This is a genomic window from Thermaurantimonas aggregans, assembly GCF_003851885.1.
GTDB classification, from domain to species: Bacteria; Bacteroidota; Bacteroidia; order Flavobacteriales; family Schleiferiaceae; genus Thermaurantimonas; species Thermaurantimonas aggregans.
On the sequence record NZ_BHZE01000010.1, the window covers coordinates 41119 to 56043 of the forward strand.

The following is a 14925-nucleotide window of genomic DNA, read 5'->3' on the forward strand; positions in this document are numbered from 1 at the left end:
GTCATGGAGATTGTCGCATTGTTGACGACATTGTTTTAAAAAAATCAATGCCAACCCTTTGGATATGAGAGAGCAATTCAGGATTTGATACGCCATCGTAGTCAATCACGTCAAATCTGTAGGGCAACATGGTTTCCTCGTTCAAAATTCTGCTAATGTGCCTTACTACATCGGCCTGCCCTTTTTCCACGCGAAGTGCCAGATCCACATCACTGCCGCGTTTGTACGTCCCTTTGCCCTGCTGCAAAAGGTGATAGCTTCTTTTACCTGTGGAAAACGCAATAATACGTTATGTATTACGAGCAAGTCACTATTGCTTAAACCAACATCAGGTTTGATCTAATTTACCCTCAAAAGTACTTTTAAGTCGTTTAAAAACAGGAAAATATTTTTCAGCTATTCTATCGAGCATCTCACTTGATTTGTACTTGTCATACGTATGTACAATAAAATTTTGGTTGTGTAAACGTTCCAACCACAAGTGCCCCTCCTCAATTAACCCCACTTCAAATGCCTTTTTGACGGTAGAGCGCGGTGAATTTACCTCCGAAAAACCCTGTTCTTCGAGATAATCTTTTAGCAGTTTCCAAGCCAGTTCGGTATATTTCTAAAAACTAAATAGTTTCGGCTTTTTGAATTATATCGGGTCTATGAATTTTTACAGAATTTTCTCAAAGTGCAAGTGCTTTTGCGAAATCTTGAAACCTTTGTTTCCAACGTATATCTTCACCAAACACGTACTTATATTTTATCACAAATGTATATGATAGCCTTTAAAACCCATTTTTCTCTTAAAAATACCAAAAATCCCGGTCGAATAAATTTTTTACGAAACCATTTTTTTTTTTTTTTCTTAAATGTTTTGCCCATTTCAAAAGCAACCTTTATTTTAGCTAAAAATTAACGACCCATGAAAAAAGCTCTACTTCTCCCAGCCCTGTGTGTGTGTGTGTGTGTGTAACTTGACCCACGCCCAGCACTTTTTCCTCAACGACTTCCGTGGCCAGTTCTTCGAGCAAGGTTACGGTGGCTCCCACGACGAAGAAGCCCTCGATATTCTCATCACCCCCTCCAAGCACACCGTGCTCTGCGGCTGGCAAGAAAGCCCCGAGGCTGACCGAAAAGACTTCACCCTCTGGTACATCAGCGATATCGGTGAACCCCTGCGCGAAATCAACTACCCTCACCCAATGAACCATTCCATCGCTACAGCCATTGCTCCCCTATCCTCCGACCAATGGATAGTTTAAGACTTAAAAATATTTAATAAATGAGAATATTTTTTATACTTGTAACTTATTTATTAAAACTCTATTCCAATGCACAAAGCGACACTACATTTTTCCGCTCCTTTAATCTACACGCTCGGGAAATAAGCATAAATCATGTGGTGGAATCATCCTCGTATTTTTATGTGTTTTTTAAGGCAAAATATTATCCCGGTGGAAGCACGGGACCTCAACCTCAAATAGGAATCTATGATAAAGAAGGATTCTTGTTGGATTATTATGACCTGTTTCCCTTCTCAGTGATATGGTCGTCAATATACCCTCAATATATCTATAGCGATCGGTACATTCTTGTACTGGATTTTAGCGATTATTCCAACCCAAACAATGTATCCAATGGATTAATGCTTTTAGATATGAAAACAAGATCTATTGTCTGGAGAAATGGCTTTAAAGGATGGCTTCTTTCAACTAATGATACTATCGCATCTGCCCTAGAAAACATGTATAATTATGATGAAATATTGAAATTAGGTTTTGTTAATATAAATAATGGCACAATAGTAAAATACTTCTCTATTGATAGTATCATAGATAGTTTCGGTTTAGAGGCCTCTCATTTCAGATATGCACAACATTATTCCTTCGGCGATACCCTTATATTGAAATTAAATAGCAAAAATATTTTATCTAAAAAACTTCTCATTTCATTTGTAGGAATGAATTTTTACTCGTTTCAGGAAATAACAGACAGTGCTATTTCGCGATTTTACAGTGCTGATAAAAATTTTGAGGTAAGTATAATGATGGATATTATTGATTCAATTCATTTTATGGCAGGATACTATAATTATTGCAGAAATTTTACATTATGGATTAATGATAAAATCAATCATACTTTAAGAGAATTTAAATTGGACGAAAAATTGCAGCAAAAGTGTTTCACCATTAACAATTTAATTTTTAATTCCGATAGCACGTTTACAATTTTATATACTTACTCAAATAGATCAGATTATTCTCCCACCAATTATTGTCTGGCAAATATTAATATGAATGGGGATGTAGAATGGTGTATGGATTACGGCTTGCCATTTGGAAGAAATTATATATCTAATCTGAGAAAATCTAAAGATGGCGGATACTTTTTTATTCATAGCCTTGGACAATTACAAGCTTTATGCAAAACGGATAAGAGAGGAAAAATCTATGACAGTGACTTTGGAGTAACTTACACCTTCAGTAATTGTGAAAATGTTAAAGTACTTGAAAAACCTGATATTCAATCCAATATTTTCGTATTCCCAAATCCATCAAATTCAAAGGTTACAATACTGTCAAAAAACAAATTAATGCTCAAAGTATTCTCTGTTGAAGGCAAATACCTCGGTACCTACAATTTAACAGAATTTGAAAGTCAAATAGATCTTTCCTATCTCAAATCTGGAATGTATTTTTTTGTGTTTTTTGATGAACTTAATGAGTACTTAAAAACGGAAAAAATTATTAAACTATGAGGTTGATAATAATCATTATTTCTATACTTTTATGTACGCAAATACATGGACAAGAAAACAAGACATTTACAAGAAAAATTCCAGCTATTAATCATATAAATTCAAGATCAGGTAATTCTGTAGAGAATAATTTAGGATATCATTCTGTTTTCGAAAACTTAATTCCACATCCTTTGTCCGGAAGACTTCCAAAAGTAGTATTAGTAAATCATACATATACCCATGGAGTAAGGCTTTTAAGTATTTTTGGTTTTAACCATTCTAACTACTCCATTATAAAATTACATGATTTCTATAGAGATAGTAACCTTTTATTTAGTCATATTTCCGAACTTTATTCCCCCGCCGGTTATTATATCTCATGTGGATATTTTTCTCATATAATTGATACAAATTTAATGTATATAGTAAAGAATATTAATGATTTCTGCGGACCTGTCATTAAAGTAACAGATTCTACCGTCCTGGGTATAGATACTTTTTTTAACAAATTTTCAGTGTACTTCATCAACCCATATACAGCAGAAAAGTACTTTCTTATAGATATTGATTCAACCATTAATGAAATTTTTTCGGACAAAGACAATGTATATCTTCATGAACTTTTCATCCGTCAAGACTCAGCCCATGCCATCTTTGTGCATCGACAAGACCCTTCACTTAAGGTAAGACTGGTCTTCTCTCAATCGGGCTTCGAAAAACTCCACATCGAGCAGCATCCCTACGACCGCCATTGGTACTTCTCCGGCACCCGACTGGGTGTAAAGCGACGGGTACTCTACGAAAATACCTCCATCTACGACGGCAAGGCCGATGGCACCCTCGATGTATTCGACCATCACGACCTGCGTATCCTCTCCTTCTCTCTATCTAACTGGGCTGATGACTTCTCCTTCCTGCCCGAAAAAGTCTTCTGGGAGCCCGACAATACCCTCTCCATCTTCTACCGCTACCGGCGAAAGGGCAGCCCCAAAGTCTTTACCGCCCTGATGAACATCGACCTACAAGGCCAGGTCAACTGGTGTATGGACTATTGGCTGCAAAACTTTCGCGTCACCATCAACGACATCATCAAAACTTGGGATGGGGGCTTTTACATGATTCTCGAGCAATACGGTGTTGGTTTTCACGTGATGAAAACCGACAAACGCGGCCGGGTGTATGAAAGCGAAAACGGTATCACCTACACCCGCTCCAACTGCTCGCATACCGAACTGCCTCGTCGCACCGACATCCTGCTCTTCCCCAATCCCTCCAGTGGGCGCTTTACTCTCCAAACCGGTGAGTACGGCCTACTCCAAATCGTAAATCTGGCCGGTCAGGTCGTCTTTGAAACCGCCATCCAAGACCATACTACCGAAGTGCTCTTCGGCCGTCTGCCCGCCGGTATATACATCGCGCGCTTCATCGGTGAGAGCGGCTCTACAGCCAGCGAAAAATTGGTGGTGTATTGAGGGGAACTTAAACTTTAACTTAAACTCATACTTTAACTTAAAATAATTATTGATTAATCGGATAATGTATTGATTTTCATTTATTTAAAAAATCATATATTTTCTCTCCGCTGCTTTACTTAATTGGTTAGATATAATCCTGTACTTTTACTTAAAAATAAATCCACTATGACTTCTAACTCTACCCTATCACGAGTCCTTCCAGGCCTTTTTATCATAGGCATCGGTTTGGTATGGATGCTTCGCGTGGCCGGAGTGATGATTCCCGATTGGCTGTTTAGCTGGGAAATGCTTTTAATCGCTTTGGGATTGTTTTTAGGCATCAAATCGGGTTTTAAAGATTGGAATTTTCTGCTGCCTCTGGGTGTTGGAGTCATCTTTTTCATCAATGACTTTACGGACCTAAGACTTGGCAAGTTTTTGATACCTGCATTAATTATTCTTTTGGGAATGTATGTGATAGCAAAAAACCTTATAAAACCCAAAAATAACTCAGGTGCAGATGGCTTCGGTCTTTCTACCGAACATACCACAACCGATGGTGTGGTGAAAATAGACGCCTTTCTGAGCGGAATAAAAAAGTCTTACGACCTGCCGGAGTTTAAGGGAGGTACGATCAACAATCTGCTGGCCGGCGTGGACCTCAATCTGAAAAACACCAAAGTACATGGCACAGCGGTGCTCACTGTCAGCACCTTGCTTGGCGGAGTGAAAATTTGGCTTCCAGACGATGTACAGCTGATTTCTGAAATACAGGCCGTGATGGGCGATGTGGATGACAAGCGCTTTCGTGCCAGCTCCAATCCTACCGGCACGATTATTCTAAGGGGCAGCGCGATGCTCGGTGGTATAGAAATCAGAAGTTAGAAAATTACAGCATGCAAAATGATTTGAGAATTCGCCAATCGCATTCGTGTTTTTTTGAAATATTTGCGATTTTTTTATTCTTTATTCATTCTTTTTTCAAGAAAAATATAATGTTTTTGAAGTATAAAAAAAATTGAAATACTTTCGTCCCCGTGAATGTGGACAGATTTGAACTGATTGCAACCACACTAAAAAATGCTAAAACAGTACCCGGTCATCCAATCGAAGTTCTGTACAAGGCGTTTTAGGGGTTTAGACAGTTCAATCACCACACCGCCAATTGTTTAACCCCAAAAATTTCAACCAAAATGCCTTATCTGTTTACCTCCGAATCGGTAAGTGAAGGACACCCCGACAAAGTAGCCGACCAAATCTCTGACGCCATCCTCGACCACTTCCTGGCCTTTGACCCGGACAGCAAAGTTGCTTGTGAGACACTTGTAACCACCGGCCAGGTAATTGTAGCTGGTGAAGTAAAGACCAATACCTACATCGACATTCAAACCATCGTGCGCGACACCATCCGCCGAATCGGTTATACTAAGAGCGAATACATGTTTGAAGCCAACTCTTGCGGTATCCTCACTGCCATACACGAGCAAAGCCCCGATATCAATCAGGGTGTAGAGCGCGGTACTCCTGAAGAGCAAGGTGCCGGTGATCAGGGGATGATGTTTGGCTACGCCACCAACGAAACAGCCAACTACATGCCTCTGGCGCTTGATCTAAGCCATAAACTGTTGATTGAGTTGGCCGCTATCCGCAAAGAAGGTCGCATGATGACCTACCTGCGACCTGACGCCAAAAGCCAGGTGACCATCCAATACAGCGATGACAATCGCCCGGAGAAGATTCACACCATCGTCATCAGCACCCAGCACGATGAATTTGACACCGAAGCGCGCATGCAGGAGGTGATTAAAAAAGACATCATCGACATCCTTATTCCAAGAGTTAAAGCTCAGCTCACTCCGGAGCTTCAGAAGCTTTTCACAGATGACATCATCTACCACATTAACCCGACGGGCAAATTCGTCATTGGTGGCCCACATGGCGATACCGGACTTACAGGCCGCAAAATCATCGTAGATACTTACGGCGGAAAGGGCGCTCATGGTGGTGGTGCCTTCAGTGGCAAAGACCCTTCTAAAGTGGACCGCTCAGCTGCCTATGCCTGCCGTCACATTGCGAAGAATCTGGTGGCTGCCGGAGTAGCCGATGAAATTCTGGTGCAAGTGTCATATGCCATCGGTATCGCTCGTCCTGTTAACATTTTTGTAAATACCTACGGCACTGCCAAACATGGCCTTACCGACCAAAAAATCGCTGAAGGCGTGGAAGCTATCTTCGACATGCGCCCGTACGAAATCGAAAAGCGTCTTGGCCTGCGCTCACCCATCTACAGCGAAACAGCTGCCTACGGCCATATGGGTCGCCAACCTCAAACGGTGATCAAAACCTTTCGCAAGCCAGATCACAACGGTACTTTGGTGCTCAAAAAAGAAGTAAAACTCTTCACCTGGGAAGAGCTAAATTATATAGATGCTATTAAAAAGTACTTCAAAATATAAAAACGATTCTTCTGGTATAAAAAGCCCCTTTTTAAGGGGTTTTTTTACTTGAAAAAATGCCTTTAATTACCAAGTGATCTATAAGATTAATTTGGTTGCACTTGAGTGTCATCTGGGAGAAAGCGCAGTATGACTTTACTTTTATTGTTTTTTACAATGATTTCAACAAAAGTTCATATTTAGGTGCACAGTGCTCTTCCTCCTGATCAACGATTTTCAAATGTGCATAAGACAAATTGCGGAAACTCCTCCAGACTACTTTCGGAATTTCTGATTTCTTTATTTCTCTTTTGGTTTTTACCTTTTTACCACTTTAAGTAAAATGAGCTTCTTATCAATTTGTGTTTTTTTAAAAATTCTGCTTCAATTACCATTTTCTTTCTTTCTCATTCCCAATGATACACATGAGTAGTAGGATATACTTTCCTGAATTCATTCAATACCGCTTAAAGTATTCTTTATTTTTTGATGCTGAGCCAATATCGGATTAACATCAAAAAAACCTATGAAATAAAACATTAATAAAAAGGATTATCAACATCTTTTAGAAATTTAAAAATTCTATTTCAGTGGTAAGAACTTTTAGATCCTGTTGCATGAGATTAATTGTAGCTTCAAGCTGGTCAAGCATATTTGCCCGATTATATAACTGTTCTGCTGAATACAACCCACCCAGACCAAAATATAAATCAATGAGTTTTCTTTTTCTTTTTGTTTTATCCATTGAAATTTGACCAAAACTCATCCATCGATCTATAATTTGATAACGCAGAGATGGCTCTTCTGGTCTATCAGGATCGTAATAATTTAAAAAATACCATATAGATTTAGGAAAAATTTCAGAAGTTTTATTTCCCTCCCATATATCTTTTAATGGATTACGGGGATGAGAAAAAAAAATTTTCTTTTTGTTTCTCAGTATTAGAAGACCTAAAATACCTTCTGTAACACTTGATAATATTCCAATTTTTTCTCCCAAATTTCCTAAATTTCCATTTGTGAGCAATAAACCAGTAATTAAAGCACCCGTAGCACCAATTACAATAGCACCTACAGTTAGTTTTGTTTCCGCATCATCTTCGATATTTTTTAGAAAATTAGCTATTTGATCTGCACGTTCCTCTTCACAATCTAATTCGCCTGCTATAGCCGATATTTCCAATGATGTTTGGTGTATTTTATGATATATTTTTTGAGATAATTCGAGCATTTCTACCTTGTTTTCAATTGAGGGGTTTTCATCAAAACATCGCTTTACATACATGTATTTTTTCAGTAAATCTAATACTCCAATTGCATGTGCTGTGTTTAGCGATTGAAATGAAAAGCGACTCGCGAGAAGGGTATCTATATCTAATGTGTGAATAGGGGATGGAAGTTCATCTGGAGTGTAGGTTTGTATCTTCTCTTGATTACAATAATTTTTGCTTAGCTGATTCGAAACTTGTATGTTTTTTATATTTGAACATGAAACTGCTAAGAAGAGTATAAGTGCGTGTAGAGACTGAAGCACAAACTTTTTGTAATCTAAAAGATTTTTTACGAGTATTTGCTTCATCATAAACAAAGAAAGCTTACTTTAAAATTCCCCTAAATCGCAAATACATTTGCACAAATGTATATTTTTGAAAGTAAACTTTTTTGAATGATTAAATTGCATTAAACTTTCTTTTTACGCTCATTTGATAAAACTTTTTTTTTTTTTTTTTAATTGTTAAAAATGTTGGATAATTTTAAAAATTTCAGCAACTAATCCACTGTATTCTACACAGAAAGTTATAAGCTGGACTATCGAGAATTGTTATTAAGCATTGAAAATTTTAAGCTAAAAATATGACTCAGCAATGCGCTTTCAAAAGAGACGAGATTTGATAAAGCATAGTCGACCTTTAGTCTTCCAAAAGCTAAGCCTAAACCTAAAGATGGACTAAACATCCACTGTTGGCCACCGGCGAAGGTTGTTGTGCGCTGCCACCTGCCGGCTCCAAGCCGAAGAAAAATCCATTTTCTGTAGTCGGCTTCTACTCCGATAGCCGGATTGACGGTCAGTATAGTTCCAACATTAATCCCAGCAAATGGACCTGCTGATAAAACGGCATTCATTTCAGGTAAAATCCCAAAATCATCATTTATTTTCATATATCTGGCTACGCCAAGTGTGAGCGATGGTGGAGTAAATTCAAGGTTTTCTTCGGGAAGTTCGTTGCCTGTTTGTTCGAAAGAACCTCTTAATAGCTCATTGTTAAAAGTCCAGAAATTAAAAGTTGTAGTCACATCTTTTAGTAAAGCTGAAAACATCCAATCCCCAGACCTGTAATGTACACCTGCATCAAAGCCAAATCCGTAAGCATTGGCAAAGGGGCCGATGTTTCTATAGATCAATTTTGAATTAATGCCTAAAAACAATCCTGGAATACGTGCAACAGGTGATGCAAAATGTCCAATCAAAGCATAATCAGAGGCAGAAAACCGCGTAATTCTATTGTAATCCACCTGGCCTTGATCATCTACAAGATTCAATGTGTTTTGAATATCATCAATGGCAAATCTTAAAAGGGATAACCCTACTCGATAGGGAGAGCCCTTAGCCTGGTAAGCTAAAGCTAAATAATCGTAATTAGCAATGGAAGCAAACCACGAAGCATGCATCAGCGCAGCATCGTAAGTAAAATCGCCATGTAAAAGACCTGCCGGATTCCAATAACCCGCCTCTACCCCTTCGACCGAAGCCGTAACGGCCCCTGCCATACCTATAGCCCTTGCCCCTGCTCCAATGTTCAGAAATTCGTTGCTGTATTTTCTTAATACCTGAGCTTGTAAACTTTGTAAGCCAACTAACAAAGCAACAATTGAAATAAATTTCCTCAAGAATCTTTTAATTTGAATACTCAACGGCCAAAAATACTCTTTTAGTACTTTTTTGAATGGTTCAGACCTGAAAGACTACCAGCTTTTTCGTTTCAAAAAAAGGTTCTTCAAACCATTCTGATATATCTTTTACTTCCAATACTTTTACTGGCGGAATTAATTCATGGGTAATATCGCCCCCTTTTAAGTAAAGCACCGAAGGAGGCAAGGCGCCGGGCGGATTGTTCTTTACCAATTTACCCTTAATCCACTTAGCAAACTCTGGCAAGGTGGTCACTGCACGACTTACGATGTAATTAAAACTATTTTTTATGCCTTCTGCTCGTGCTTGCGTAGCTACTACATTTTCAAGACCTAGTGCATTTTTAACTTCCTGAACAACTCGAATCTTTTTGCCAATAGAATCGACCAGATGAAATTCAACCTGCGGTAATGCAATTGCTAAAGGAATACCGGGAAAACCGCCTCCGGTGCCTACATCCAACACTGTAGCTCTCTCGAAAAATGAAGTGTATCGCGCAATGGCCAAACTGTGAAGTACATGGTGGAGGTAAAAATTCTCCATGTCTTTTCGCGAGATCACATTGATGCGCGCATTCCATTCGCTGTACAGCGCTTTAAGGCTTTCAAATTTTTGTATTTGTTCCTCTTTTAATTCAGGGAAATACTTCAGAATACTTTCCACTTCGTCGCAATCTCTTACAATACTTCTTGAATCTTATCAGCCGGTCTGGCTATTACGGCCAAGTCTTTTTCAGGATTATACACGATCGGGCGCTGCAAAAGAATAGGGTCTTCGATGATGGCGTAAATCAACTCGTTGTCATCGAGTTCAAGCTCAGCATATTTCTCTTTCCAAACTTGTTCATTGGTGCGGATGATGTCGATGGTGTGAAAACCAGCGAGCTCGACGAGTTTTTCCACTTCATCAAAGGTAAGCGGCTCATCGAGATAACGCTTGATCTGGAAGGGAATGTTGCGCTCTTCGAGCCATTTTACAGCTTCTCTGCTCTTTCCACACCGGGGGTTGTGATATACGATCAGCATGTTAATGTATTAAAGTTTTTTATTTAACTGCAAATGTAGGTTCAGCCATAGTACACGATCAGAAATCGACGGGCAGTTGTCCGTTCTGAATAGTCTTTAAAATGATGATATATAATTAAAAAAAGGCTTTTAATTGAACGGCACCGTTTTGTATGAATGTCAATTGTTGTCCCCATCGGGCTTCGTATGCCAAACTAACTTGAAGACCATTTACTAAATTTCTTTGTATTTGAAGGTTTACAATCACATTGTCGCCTGCCTGTAACCCTTCGAGCATAGAAAAGCCAAGTGGTGAATTAGCCTCGCCGGTAAAGGCATTTCGCACCCACTGCACGATAGTAGTGATGGCATAAGAAGAGGCAGACGATAGGTAATTTTCGTTTAAAAAGCGCCAAGTATTTAAATTGGCTTGTTCCGCAGTTTTTATGCTGCGCTCTATGCCAATGCTCGAGCGAAAGCGTTCATTGGGTTGATATTCCAATTTGGGATTGAATAAAATTTCTTGAAACGAAAAATTTCTATTTGAAAAATTTTGAGAAATATTGTCTCGTTGTCCAAAATTAAAAGCGAAGCGCGCAATTATCGGAGGTAGTATTTTCCACCGAATGTTGAATGGATGCTCAATTTTTCTGACTTCTTCAATGCCAAACGAAAGCAAATTTGCACTCGTGTTGGTTAGATATGAGATATCCCATCCGAATTTGTTTTTGCTTCGGTCGAAAAACAAGGTGTGTCGCTGCTGAACAAATGCCCCTAAAACAGCTGTATCTGAAGCATTCAAGGCGGATAGATAAAAGAATTTGTTGACGTTGTTGTTTAACTGCCTTCGGCTGTCATATTGCAGGGTTGACTGTATGCTAAAACGCGTTAAATACCTTCCAAATCCGGTCAATTGGGTTGAAAAAGCAGAAGGATTGAAAAGGATGGATTGAGATACTTTGTTGAATTCTACTCTGATAAAGTCTGACGAAGGGGCAAATATGCGTAGGTAGCGAGCCTCTGCCGGAAACCTAGCTGGCTCAAATTCATCTAACTCTTTGACTCCATTTCCGTTGTAATCTATCCAAGTATGAGTACCGGTACCCGACGGCACCTCTATGAAGCTAAAAACCCGTCGAGGTTCTGTGCCGGTTCCACTTTCCAAAAAAGTGTTGAGCATCAATGAAGATTTCAACCACCGTTGCTGTAGCCGAATGCGTCCAGTGTAAGCAGCAAAGTCACTTTGATTTACAACCTCTTGAAAATCAATTTTCCTATAGAGAAGTGAAGAATTTACATTCACATGAGAATTCCATCGCCAATCGGTGCGTACGCCGACGCCTTGTGAACGTGCTGCATTTTGAAATGCCTGGTTATAAACAGTATCATCGGCACGAACGATGGAAAAAAGCTCCAGATAATTTGCTTGTTTATATGACATCCTAACGTAAGGCTCAGCATAAAAAAACTGATATGAACCATCGACGAGTGCTGTTTGAATACTTCTGATATTTCGTTCGACGTCTGTCCGTACACCGACCCCAAGAGCTTCTGACAGCAAAAAGCGCATGTCTCCATTCTGCCGTATGAAAGAACCACTGCCTTGATCTCCTAAAATAGAAAGCGCTGAAAATCTGGTTGTAAGACTTAAAAATTGATTTTTAGCGCCCACATTGGCTGAAACTTTATGCCTGAGATCGCTGCCTTGGTTTAGATACGAATATTCTACCTGAGCCTTAAAAGAAGTATCAGTTTCTAAGCCCACAGAAAGAGCAGCTAAAATCTGATTCTCAGCCCCTGCAGCAGAAGGCAGCGCCCAATCGCGCTGAAATTCCACTTGCCGCACGCGCTCTACCGTAGTAAAAGTTGACTGCATCCAGTCAACAAAAGAGTGTACCTTCAGCAATGATTTTCCAATTTTTTGATCTAAACCATATTTAGCCCGCAACGCCAGACCATCTGTTTGTGAAGGATTGAAAGAATACCGATTCACATCTTTCTGGCTTACAGCCAGTTGTAATTCAATATTACCTAATTTCTCGCCGTCAAAAGTTGATCTTAACGACGAAATCCTAAGTGCCTGAGGTGGAGTAAGCTGTTTTACAGGCTCGTAGCTTCCTTGTGGCTGTCCATTTACCGGAGGTATCCATTCGTACACTCTACCATTAAGGGTTTTGTTTGCCTGTACATAGTTGCCCTTGCCCTGCCCTACGAAGTTAAACTGCACGCGGTACAATTGCTTCGTAGAGTCGCGAGAATACACGAACACTTCACCAAATCCAGGCATTAGCACCTTTTCATACAAGATTTCATCGCTCGTGTAAGGCACAGCTATAGCTGTTGGGATGCGCATTTGATTCAAATCAGTTCCTGCTTGCGCCATGACCAGCTTTTCTTGATCCGTAAGGTCCTGAAAAAGGGTTTGATTGCGACTGTCGGATTCTTGGTAGTGTACAAGTTCTGCCTGAAATCTTCTTTCCGAAATACCGGCTTTGGCATAACCTATTGTACGCAGATACAGCAAAGTAGTGTATTGAAATTCAACCACAATTCGTCGGTCGCGCGTTATAGGGCGCAGAGCAGTGAAAGTGATCTCACCGGCATTGTAATCGATCACGTAGTCATACTCTTGCCCTCGCGTAAGCAACTGACCATCGATATATACCCGCTCGCTTCCCGATACGATGATGATAAAAAGTTCATTGTTATTGCCAAAAAGCTTATATGGACCTTGATTGCCCTCTTGCCCCATAAACGAATTTCGGGCGAAAATTCCTCTGGATGCAGCACCATTTAGTTCTGCAAACAGGTGTCTATTGGAAGGATGAAAACTCCTTTGGGTTGATAGGCCAACACCCGTCACACGACGATCAAAAGTTAAAAAGTAATGATCTGTGTTGGCGATCGAATAATCGCCTGCCACTAATTTTCCCCTTTTAGGATGCGATACCTCCATGTAAATGCGGTCAATGTCACGCAACTGTTGCGAATAACCATCAGGCTGAATCGGAATGCGATTATCAGTAATTGAGGCCTTGATCGATGTACTGTCGGGCAGAGTGCCCGAAATCTGTAAGTCGAGTGTCGAATTCAGCACTGCGCTTTGGTTCGAACCTATGCGAACAGCCCTACTTATTGCCCCTGTACGCGAAATTCCTGCAAAGTCAGATTCGAAAAATCTATTGTTAGATTTTACAACAATTAGCTCTCGTTCATCAAACTTATCGAGTTTAGTTTTAGACGTAATTTTTTTGCGATCAAGTCCGTCCACCGAAGTTAAAAAACTATCTGGCAGCAAATAGTAAGTAATTTCCACCTCCAAAGCCTCACAACGGTTCCAGTAAGTAAAACCTGAATCCAAGCTAACAAGACAACTATCTGAAAAAAAATTTTTTGCTGAAATGAGAAGAGAAGGGAGATAGGTTCTTTCAGGAAGTTTGAATGTATCGCCTGCCGCTAATCTGTAAACTTGCGAAACAAAACGAGGATTGATCTGCTGAGCAGAAATTGTGACAAAAAGAACTTTTGTCAGTACGAAACATGATAAAATCAACCCCCATCTATTCATTCAAAAGACTATCTTCGCTCAGATTTGCTTATTACAAACTAACGGATTTTGGATGAATATCATTACCTATAATGTAAATGGCATTAGAGCCGCAATCAATAAAGGATTCTTAGAATGGCTAAAAAACGAAAATCCCGACATTCTTTGTTTACAAGAAACCAAGGCTGATGCCTCTCAGGTTGATTTTTCACTCTTCGAACAACTCGGTTACAACGTACAATGGCATGAGGCAGAAAAGAAAGGCTATTCAGGAGTAGCCATTTTGTCAAAACCTCTACCCAAATCCACCACTAAAGGCTGTGGCATCGAATACATCGACAAAGAAGGCCGAATTTTACTCAACGAATACGACACTTTTACTCTGGTGTCAGTTTATATTCCCTCAGGCAGCAGTGGCGAAGAGCGACAAGACATTAAAATGAAATTTTTAGAAGATTTTCTTCAATACACTGATACCCTAAAAAACAAATACACCAACATCATATTAGCGGGTGACTTTAACATCTGTCACAAACCCATTGATATTCATGACCCCATCCGCAACGCCAAGAGCAGTGGATTCTTGCCCGAAGAACGAGAGTGGTTTGATCGGTTTGTAGAACACGGTTGGGTAGATTCCTTTCGGGTGCTTAATCAAGAGCCACATCAATACACCTGGTGGACTTACAGAGCAGGTGCTCGGGCAAAAAACAAAGGCTGGCGAATCGACTATCAAATGCTCACTCCCGAATTGAAAGACCAACTTACCAGCGTGCATATTTTGTCTGATGTATATCACAGCGATCACTGCCCCTATAAAATAGAGATCAATGTTTGAATAAAAAA

13 protein-coding genes are annotated in these 14925 nt (G+C 39.8%); 6 read left to right on the top strand and 7 right to left on the bottom strand.

Annotated elements, in window-relative coordinates; genetic code table 11:
• Position 1 precedes the first annotated feature (1 nt).
• Both EIP89_RS06235 and EIP89_RS11745 read right to left on the bottom strand, forming a co-directional pair.
• Positions 2-247 (bottom strand): nucleotidyltransferase family protein, encoded by a 246-nt coding sequence (locus EIP89_RS06235; protein WP_124397809.1) that lies wholly within the window; start codon positions 245-247, stop codon positions 2-4.
• Between the two features lie 81 nt (positions 248-328).
• Positions 329-595 (bottom strand): HI0074 family nucleotidyltransferase substrate-binding subunit, encoded by a 267-nt coding sequence (locus tag EIP89_RS11745; protein WP_124397855.1) that lies wholly within the window; start codon positions 593-595, stop codon positions 329-331.
• 367 nt (positions 596-962) lie between these two features.
• On the opposite strand from EIP89_RS11745, the gene EIP89_RS06245 reads away from it, so the two are divergent.
• From EIP89_RS06245 to metK, 5 genes are all read left to right on the top strand, one after another.
• Positions 963-1250, top strand: a complete 288-nt coding sequence (locus EIP89_RS06245; RefSeq protein WP_124397810.1) for a hypothetical protein — start codon at positions 963-965, stop codon at positions 1248-1250.
• A gap of 20 nt (positions 1251-1270) precedes the next feature.
• Positions 1271-2746: a T9SS type A sorting domain-containing protein gene (locus tag EIP89_RS06250; protein WP_124397811.1), complete on the top strand. Its 1476-nt coding sequence runs from the start codon at positions 1271-1273 to the stop codon at positions 2744-2746.
• Positions 2747-3144: 398 nt separating this feature from the next.
• Complete coding sequence (locus EIP89_RS06255) at positions 3145-4200, top strand: T9SS type A sorting domain-containing protein (RefSeq protein ID WP_160160541.1); 1056 nt, start codon at positions 3145-3147, stop codon at positions 4198-4200.
• A gap of 168 nt (positions 4201-4368) precedes the next feature.
• The gene (locus EIP89_RS06260) at positions 4369-5067 is read left to right on the top strand and encodes a LiaF transmembrane domain-containing protein (protein WP_124397813.1); all 699 of its coding nucleotides are present in this window, start codon (positions 4369-4371) and stop codon (positions 5065-5067) included.
• A 308-nt stretch (positions 5068-5375) separates the two neighbouring features.
• Entirely contained in the window at positions 5376-6638 is a 1263-nt protein-coding gene (gene metK, locus EIP89_RS06265) for a methionine adenosyltransferase (RefSeq protein WP_124397814.1), read from the top strand.
• 544 nt (positions 6639-7182) lie between these two features.
• Here metK and EIP89_RS06270 read toward each other — a convergent pair.
• The 5 genes from EIP89_RS06270 to EIP89_RS06290 all read right to left on the bottom strand — a co-directional run bounded on the left by EIP89_RS06270 (position 7183) and on the right by EIP89_RS06290 (position 13893).
• Positions 7183-8199 (bottom strand): hypothetical protein, encoded by a 1017-nt coding sequence (locus EIP89_RS06270; RefSeq protein WP_148086790.1) that lies wholly within the window; start codon positions 8197-8199, stop codon positions 7183-7185.
• Between the two features lie 227 nt (positions 8200-8426).
• Positions 8427-9506, bottom strand: a complete 1080-nt coding sequence (locus EIP89_RS06275; RefSeq protein ID WP_124397816.1) for a putative type IX sorting system protein PorV2 — start codon at positions 9504-9506, stop codon at positions 8427-8429.
• Between the two features lie 61 nt (positions 9507-9567).
• A complete protein-coding gene (rsmG, locus tag EIP89_RS06280) occupies positions 9568-10191 on the bottom strand; it encodes a 16S rRNA (guanine(527)-N(7))-methyltransferase RsmG (RefSeq protein WP_124397817.1) in 624 nt (207 codons plus the stop codon).
• A 14-nt stretch (positions 10192-10205) separates the two neighbouring features.
• Positions 10206-10553 carry an ArsC/Spx/MgsR family protein gene (locus EIP89_RS06285; protein ID WP_124397818.1) on the bottom strand — a complete coding sequence of 116 codons (348 nt, stop codon included), beginning with the start codon at positions 10551-10553 and terminating at the stop codon, positions 10206-10208.
• A gap of 115 nt (positions 10554-10668) precedes the next feature.
• Positions 10669-13893 (bottom strand): DUF8818 domain-containing protein, encoded by a 3225-nt coding sequence (locus EIP89_RS06290; RefSeq protein WP_124397819.1) that lies wholly within the window; start codon positions 13891-13893, stop codon positions 10669-10671.
• 259 nt (positions 13894-14152) lie between these two features.
• On the opposite strand from EIP89_RS06290, the gene EIP89_RS06295 reads away from it, so the two are divergent.
• Entirely contained in the window at positions 14153-14917 is a 765-nt protein-coding gene (locus tag EIP89_RS06295) for an exodeoxyribonuclease III (RefSeq protein WP_124397820.1), read from the top strand.
• Positions 14918-14925: the final 8 nt, after the last annotated feature.

Coding starts and splice junctions, on each gene's coding strand:
- EIP89_RS06250 (WP_124397811.1), top strand. CDS start 1,271: ATGAGAATATTTTTTATACTTGTAACTTATTTATTAAAACTCTATTCC.
- EIP89_RS06255 (WP_160160541.1), top strand. CDS start 3,145: ATGTATATAGTAAAGAATATTAATGATTTCTGCGGACCTGTCATTAAA.
- EIP89_RS06260 (WP_124397813.1), top strand. CDS start 4,369: ATGACTTCTAACTCTACCCTATCACGAGTCCTTCCAGGCCTTTTTATC.
- metK (WP_124397814.1), top strand. CDS start 5,376: ATGCCTTATCTGTTTACCTCCGAATCGGTAAGTGAAGGACACCCCGAC.
- EIP89_RS06270 (WP_148086790.1), bottom strand. CDS start 8,199: ATGATGAAGCAAATACTCGTAAAAAATCTTTTAGATTACAAAAAGTTT.
- EIP89_RS06285 (WP_124397818.1), bottom strand. CDS start 10,553: ATGCTGATCGTATATCACAACCCCCGGTGTGGAAAGAGCAGAGAAGCT.
- EIP89_RS06295 (WP_124397820.1), top strand. CDS start 14,153: ATGAATATCATTACCTATAATGTAAATGGCATTAGAGCCGCAATCAAT.